Below are 6742 nucleotides of genomic sequence, written 5' to 3' on the forward strand. Positions count from 1 at the left end.
CGCCCGGTACGGACACCGGCACGGAGCCTGCCACTGAAACCGGTACGCCCGGCTTCGGTGTGATCGTCGCCGTGACGGCACTCCTCGCCGCCGCGCTCCTCGCCATCCGTCGCGACTAACGTCTGAACCACCGGCTCACGCCGGCCCTTCGAACTTCATTTCTTTCGACGCCGCGACCGAGAGCGACAGCGCCGTCGCGCGACGACGGTCGGCCGTTCACGACATCTTCTGCCGACGCACGTTCGACCGCAGAACCGGTGCCGTCGCTGACGGACGGTTCGAGACGACGGCGTGAACGACCGACGAACCGTGAGACGATCCGCTCGAGAGGCGAAACCGAGCGCACTCGGAGCGTCGAACGGCCGTTGTGACTCGACGAGGAAGGAGGCGACTGTTCGCGTGACGTTCGAGAGAAGTGCCCGGGGTGGGCTCCGAACCCACGATCTCCGCATGTCCCAGGTCTGAGGCTCGGCAGGCCCCTGTGGGGAGCGGGCGGAGGCTTCCAAGGCATACCGCACCGAATCTCAGAAACCCTATGAGTGCGGCGCTATGTCCAGCTAAGCCACCCGGGCTCGTTCACTCGTTGGCCGATGAAGTTCTTTAACCTTCTCATCTGATAGTGCCGAGAGGCGTGCCACCACGCCGCACGAGGAGGCGTCGAGTCACCCTCGGATTTATCAACCGGGACGGGTACACCCACCTATGAGCCAACCGCAGATGGTCCAGTCCGCCCTCGAGGGCGAAGACGTGGTCGCCCGCGTCGCCCTCGGCGGCGAGGACGAACTGTACGCCACGCCGACGCGAACGCTGGTCTATCGGTCGGAAGGGTTACTCTCGGACGAGACTGTCGAGGAGTACCCGCACACCGCCGAGCGTATCACCGCCTCCGAAGGTCGACGGAAGGGGAAGATAACGCTCGACTACGGTCTCGACGGCGAGCAGTCGTTCGGTCTCTCCGTGAAGCACCTCGACCGCGCCCTCCACCCGGTCGTCGAAGGCGTCCTGAAGGCCAACGACATCCTCGCGGCCGACGAACCGGTCGAGCGACTGTTCCGGTTCAGCGAACTCACCCTCGTCGTCTCCGCCGGACGGGTCGTCAAGCACATCGGGTCGGCGCTGTGGGACGACGACTTCGAGGAGTACCGCTACGACGACGTGACCGACCTCCAGTTCGAGGGCGGCAGCGTCGCCACCTCCGTCGTGATGACCGTCGACGGTCGGCAAGAGCGGTTCAAGGCACCGAACGACGACGCGCGCGAACTCCGCGAGACGCTCGAATCCGCGCTGCTGAGCTACTGGGGCGTCTCCTCGCTGGACGAACTCCGCGAGGCGAACGAACCCGAGGAGGACGAACCGCCGGCCGAGGAGGGGGAGGTCTCCTTCGGCGACGGTCCCGACCCGCTGAGCGCCAACCCCGCGGAACTGTCCGACGAACCGAAGAACGCCACGCGTTCGGAGTCCGCACCCGACGAACCCGTCGAGGCGGCCGCGAACGCGAGTGCGAGTGCGGGAAGCGTCGCCCAGCAGGTCGAAGCGTCTCCCCAGTCGGTCGAAACGGAGGCGGAGACGGAGACGACGGCCGACGCCGACGAGGGGTTCGAGGGGTCGGGCTTCCAGTCCGCGGCGGCCGACGCGGACGAACGCGTCGCCGAGGAACTCGCGGAACTCCGGGCGACCGTCGACAGGCAGGGCGAGGAGATTCGCCAACAGCGCGAACTCATCGAGCAACTCATCGAAGAACTGCGCCGCGGTCGGTAACCGCGGCTCCGGCCGGCGTCGACTCAGTCGCGACCGAGGACTTTCCTGATACACGAGGAGCCGAACGGCCCCAACTCGCCGGAGTCGAAGCGGACGAAGTGCCCCGTCGAGAGACCGGCCCCGCACCGCCGACAGGAGAAGTCGCCGTCCCGTCGGACCACCTGACGCTCGAAGCGGACGAACGTCCCGCCGCGGCGCGTCAGGATGCGTCCCTCCTCCCGGTCGATGACCCCCCGAAGCTCCGCCGTGTCGAGTATCTCCCGGGTGAGCGTCGGGTTCGTCGTCACCGTCTCGATGCGGTCGACGACCGCCGACAGGGGGAGTTCGTCGGCTTCGAGGTGGGCGAGGAGGTCCACGCCGAGTTCGATGCGCTCCTCGCGGTCCATCTCGCCCACCGGACGGTCCGCGGCGGGGCCGGCGTCGGGTCCGTCGTGACTCGGGTCCGTGCCCGTTCCCGACCGGTCACCGCTCTCGGCGTCGTCCGCGGCGCCGTCCCGGCCGCACCCACCGTCGGCGGTGCCGTCGCTCCCGCTTCGAGGCCGACAGGTCCGACTGCGCCTCGCTGTCGTCGTCCACGAATCACCCTCACGTGGGCGGCGCAGCGACAAAAACGCACCGCGGTCGGGTCGAGTGCGAGGCCTGTGACGCGGGGCGGGCGGCCGCGGCGGACGGACCCCGGCGAGGCACAAGGCGTATAGCCTCGCGTGCGAGACAGTCCGTCGATGGAGCGCCCTCGGGTCAGTTCGCGCGTCGTCGCCGGCGTGACGCTGGTCGTCGTCGCCATCGCGGCGGTGGCCGTCTCGCCCGACGCGGTTCTCTCGCGCGCGGCGTGGGTCGTCGCCGACCCCACGCGTCTCGTCGTCGCCGCCGTCGCCCTCGCCGTCGTCCGGCCGTTCCTCGCGTGGCCGACGACGATTCTGGCCGTCGTCGTCGGGTTCGGCTTCGGACTCGTCGGCCTCCCCTTTGCCCTCGCGCTCATCGTCCTGACCAGCGTGCCGCCGTTCCTGTTCGCCCGGCGCTACGGCCGGACGGGTCGGCTCGCGGCGGCCGGCGAGTCGTTCGTCGAGCGAACGGGCGACCTCAGGAGCGTCGTGCTCAGCCGTCTCGTCCCCGCGCGTCCGACGTGGTGTCGGTCGGCGCCGGCATCGCCGGGGTGCGTCTCCGCTGGTTCGTCGTCGGCACCGCCGTCGGCGAGTTGCCGTGGGCCGTCGCCGGCGTCTGGCCGGCGCTTCGGCGGAGACGCTGACGACGGGCGACCTCGCGGGCGCGATAGACGCGCGACTGGTCGTCGCCGCAGGACTCGCGGCCGTGCTGTTGCTCGCGCCGACGGCGTACGAGTGGTACGGCGAACGCGCCGACGGCGCGGACGGTGACGCCGCCTGAGCCGGGCTATTCGAGGAGCGACTCGCCGGTCATCGCCGCCGGCCGTTCGATTCCCATCAGTTCGAGCATCGTCGGCGCGATGTCGCACAGCGACCCGCCCGACCGGACGGTTCGGCCGCCGTCGTCGCCTTCGGGCGTGAGGTAGACGAACGGAACGGGGTTGGTCGTGTGGGCGGTGTGCGGCGACGCCGGCGTCCCCATGTCGTCGGCGTTGCCGTGGTCCGCCGTGACGAGGACGTGTCCGCCCGCCGCCTCCACCGCCTCGACCAGCCGACCGAGCTGTTCGTCGACGGCTTCGACGGCGGCGACGGCGGCGTCGAAGTCACCGGTGTGACCCACCATGTCCGGGTTCGCGTAGTTGAGGACCATCGCGTCGGGGTCCTCCGACTCGACGAGGTCGATTGCCGTGTCGGTCACCGCCGCGGCGCTCATCTCAGGCTTCTCGTCGTAGGTGGGCACGTCGGGGCTCTCGATGATGCGCCGAATCTCGCCGTCGAACTCCACCTCGCGGCCGCCGTTGAGGAAGTAGGTGACGTGGGCGTACTTCTCGGACTCGGCGAGGCGGAGTTGCGTCTTCCCCGCCTCCGCCAGCGTCTCCCCCAGCGTCTGCTGGGGCTCCTCCGGCGGGAAGGCGACGGGGAACGGGAACGTCTCGTCGTACTCCGTCATCGTCACCAGCCGAGTCTCCGGCGGCGACGTCTCGAACGACCACTCGGGGTCGACGTCTGCGAGCATCCGACAGAGCTGTCTGGCGCGGTCCGGTCGAAAGTTGAAGAATATCACGGCGTCGCCGTCGTCGAGTGCCGGCCCGCCCTCGACCAGCGTCGGTTCGACGAACTCGTCCGTCTCGCCGCGGTCGTACGACTCGGTGACGGCGTCGACGGCCGTCGCCGCCTCGTACTCGGCCTCGCGTTCGACGATGGCGTCGTAGGCGCGCTTCGTCCGCTCCCAGTTCTGGTCGCGGTCCATCGCGTAGTAGCGCCCCGAGACGGTGGCGACGTCGCCCGTCCCGTGGTCGTCGACGACCGACTCCAGTTCCGCGAGGTAGTCCTCGCCGCCGTGGGGGTCGGTGTCGCGTCCGTCCATGAACGCGTGGCTGACGGCCTCGACGCCGCGGTCCGCGGCCATCTCGATGAGCGCGTGGAGGTGCTGCTGCTCGGAGTGGACGCCCCCGTCGCTGACGAGGCCCATGAAGTGGACGCGTCCGCCCGTCTCCGAGACGTGCTCGAACGCCGAGTTCAGCGCGTCGTTATCGTAGAACGAACCGTCGTCGATGGCGTCCTCGATGCGCGTGTACGCCTGTTTGACGACGCGGCCCGCGCCGATGTTGAGGTGGCCCACCTCGCTGTTGCCCATCTGTCCCGCCGGGAGGCCGACGTTCCGTCCGGACACGTCGAGCGTTCCGTACGCACCTGCCTCGGCGATGCGGTCGAAGTTCGGCGTGGCCGCCGCCTTCACCGCGTCGCGTCTGTCGTGGTCGCCGAGACCCCAGCCGTCGAGGATGACGAGCGCAGCCTGCATGTTCGGGGCGACGCGGGCGAGTCGTAACTAGCCTTCGCTTCCCGAGGTCGGTCGTTCACGGTCTTTGCGGCGTCCGCGGCTCTCTCCGGCGGTTCGGCGAACGGCGGGCCGGGGGCGGCGGCAGGGCGGTCCACCGCGGGCGCAGACCGGCGCGGCCCGGCGCGGACCGACGAGCGGAACGCGACAGCTTCTTTCGACCGCCGCCCGTCGGGACGGGCGATGGACGAGACAGGAGACACGCCGGGGCGGACGCTCCGGCGACCGGTTCCCGAGCGCTGGGTGCAGTACTACCTCGGCAACGGGGCGAGTCTCGCGTGGTTGCTCCTCGTCAACGCCGCCGCGTTCCTCCTCGGCGTGAGCTTCTACGTCCACTCGGAGCCGTCGCTGTCGGAGGTCAGTTCGCTCCTGTACCCGCTGTTCGGCGACTCGCCGACGGCGCTGGCGCTCGCGACGCTCTCGTTCGCGACGCTCCTGCCGCACCTGGGCGGACGCGTGACGGACGCGCCGTCGAACCGCGTCCTCGCCGTCGTCCACACGCTCGCGTTCGTCTGGCTGGTGAAGTACGGCGTCTGGACCGCCGTCGCCCTCAACCTCCGTCCGGACCTCTACGTCGCTTCACGCCCGAGTTGCTCTGGGACTACTGGGGCATCATGCTCACGCACCTGTTCTTCCTCGTCGAGGCGGTGGCCATCCCCTACTACGGGAAGACGACGCGAGGGGCGCTCGGACTCGCCCTCGTCCTCGCCCTCGTCAACGACGTGTACGACTACGGCTTCGGCTTCTACCCGCCGCTGAAGTACGAAGCGGGGCCGCTCTTGGCGGGAATCACCGTCGCGCTCACCCTGCTCACGGTGGCGCTCGCGGCGTGGATGTTCGACCGGCACGGCGCCGAATCGACGCGCGAGGACGCCGCCGCGGCCGCCGAGCGTCAGTAAGTCTCATCACGCCGCGTGATTTACCTCTGGTTATGGACTCCGCGGTACTGTTAGACCTACTCGGTAACGAGAACCGGCGGCGCATCCTCCGGTTGCTGTCGCACAAACCCTGCTACGTCACCGAGATTAGCGAGTACCTCGGAGTGAGTCCGAAGGCGGTCATCGACCACCTCCGGAAACTGGAGGACGCCGGACTCGTCAAGAGCCGCACCGACGACCAGCGACGCAAGTACTTCCACATCTCGCGCAACCTCCGTCTCGAGGTGAACGTCTCGCCGTACGGGTTCGGAGCCAAGAGCGCCTATCCCGCGAGTCCGAACCTCGACATGTCCGGCCGGTGTCCGCACCTCTCCTTCGACATGCCGGCCGAGGACGCCCAGGACGTGAGCGAACTCGCGCAGGAACTCGGCCACCTCGCCGACCTGGAGAACGAACTGTCGCTGGCGCAGCGCTGGGTCCACGGGCGTATCACCGACGTGCTGGACCGACTGAACGAGCGCATCGGCGCGGACGCCGACAGCCGCTTCTACGCGGAGACGCTCGCGGCCATCGCGCGCGGCGAGGACACGATAGAGGGCGTCGCGCGCGAACTCAACGCCGCGCCCGCCGACGCGAAGAGGCGGTCCACCGACTCGCCGAACGCGGACTCGTCGCGAAGGAGGAGGGCGGGTGGGTCGTCGCCGGCGGGACGTTGGCCTGACCGGACGGCGCTCTCTCGTCCGGCCCCGACCGACCGCGCCGACGGAGGGAAAGATGTTTCATCGGGGCCGCCGATTCTGTCAGCGAGACGAACGTATCGATGGAACGGTCCCGCGCCGCCGCCCTCCTACTGACCGTGTTCGCCGTCGCAGTCGTCGGTCTCGCGGCGAGCACGCTCCCCGCGGCACAGTCGGACGCCGTACAGCCACGGGACAGCGCCGCCTCCGGGTCGGGTTCGCCGTCCGGCGGTGGCGCCGAATCGTCCTCGCAGCACCTCGACAACCTCGTCTTCCCCTCCGTCGACGCCGCGAACGAACTGGAGAGCGACTCGACGGGCGACGGAACCGCGCTCGGACGACTCGTCGTCGGCGTCGCGCTGTTCCTCGTCGGCGCGTTTCTCGTCGTGGTGCGACTCACCGGGGACGACGCACGCGCGCCCACGGACG

General features: G+C 69.6%; 4 protein-coding genes, 1 tRNA gene and 4 pseudogenes. 6 read left to right on the top strand and 3 right to left on the bottom strand.

Annotated features, from left to right (window positions below; all coding sequences use genetic code 11):
- The coding region (locus tag GJ632_RS17830) for a PGF-CTERM sorting domain-containing protein (RefSeq protein WP_191453654.1) at positions 1–119 on the top strand (119 nt) is incomplete at its 5' end.
- Between the two features lie 297 nt (positions 120–416).
- Here GJ632_RS17830 and GJ632_RS17835 read toward each other — a convergent pair.
- Positions 417–572 (bottom strand) — tRNA-Met (locus GJ632_RS17835).
- Positions 573–702: 130 nt separating this feature from the next.
- On the opposite strand from GJ632_RS17835, the gene GJ632_RS17840 reads away from it, so the two are divergent.
- A complete protein-coding gene (locus GJ632_RS17840) occupies positions 703–1758 on the top strand; it encodes a hypothetical protein (protein ID WP_197428070.1) in 1056 nt (351 codons plus the stop codon).
- A 23-nt stretch (positions 1759–1781) separates the two neighbouring features.
- Here the strand turns inward: GJ632_RS17840 and GJ632_RS17845 are convergent, their stop codons facing one another.
- Entirely contained in the window at positions 1782–2144 is a 363-nt protein-coding gene (locus GJ632_RS17845; RefSeq protein WP_191453657.1) for a DUF5830 family protein, read from the bottom strand.
- 336 nt (positions 2145–2480) lie between these two features.
- Between GJ632_RS17845 and GJ632_RS17850 the strand changes: the two are divergent.
- Positions 2481–3141: pseudogene (locus GJ632_RS17850) on the top strand (TVP38/TMEM64 family protein).
- A 6-nt stretch (positions 3142–3147) separates the two neighbouring features.
- Here GJ632_RS17850 and gpmI read toward each other — a convergent pair.
- Positions 3148–4662 carry a 2,3-bisphosphoglycerate-independent phosphoglycerate mutase gene (gpmI, locus tag GJ632_RS17855; protein WP_191453655.1) on the bottom strand — a complete coding sequence of 505 codons (1515 nt, stop codon included), beginning with the start codon at positions 4660–4662 and terminating at the stop codon, positions 3148–3150.
- Between the two features lie 219 nt (positions 4663–4881).
- On the opposite strand from gpmI, the pseudogene GJ632_RS17860 reads away from it, so the two are divergent.
- The 3 pseudogenes from GJ632_RS17860 to GJ632_RS17870 form a co-directional block, all read left to right on the top strand.
- Positions 4882–5597 (top strand): annotated as a pseudogene (locus tag GJ632_RS17860) (DUF1405 domain-containing protein).
- 32 nt (positions 5598–5629) lie between these two features.
- Positions 5630–6297 (top strand): annotated as a pseudogene (locus tag GJ632_RS17865) (ArsR/SmtB family transcription factor).
- 99 nt (positions 6298–6396) lie between these two features.
- Positions 6397–6742, top strand: a pseudogene (locus GJ632_RS17870) (DUF4129 domain-containing protein); the annotation flags it as partial.

The organism is Halogeometricum sp. CBA1124 (genome assembly GCF_009741955.1).
In the GTDB taxonomy this organism is placed as follows: Archaea; Halobacteriota; Halobacteria; order Halobacteriales; family Haloferacaceae; genus Halogeometricum; species Halogeometricum rufum.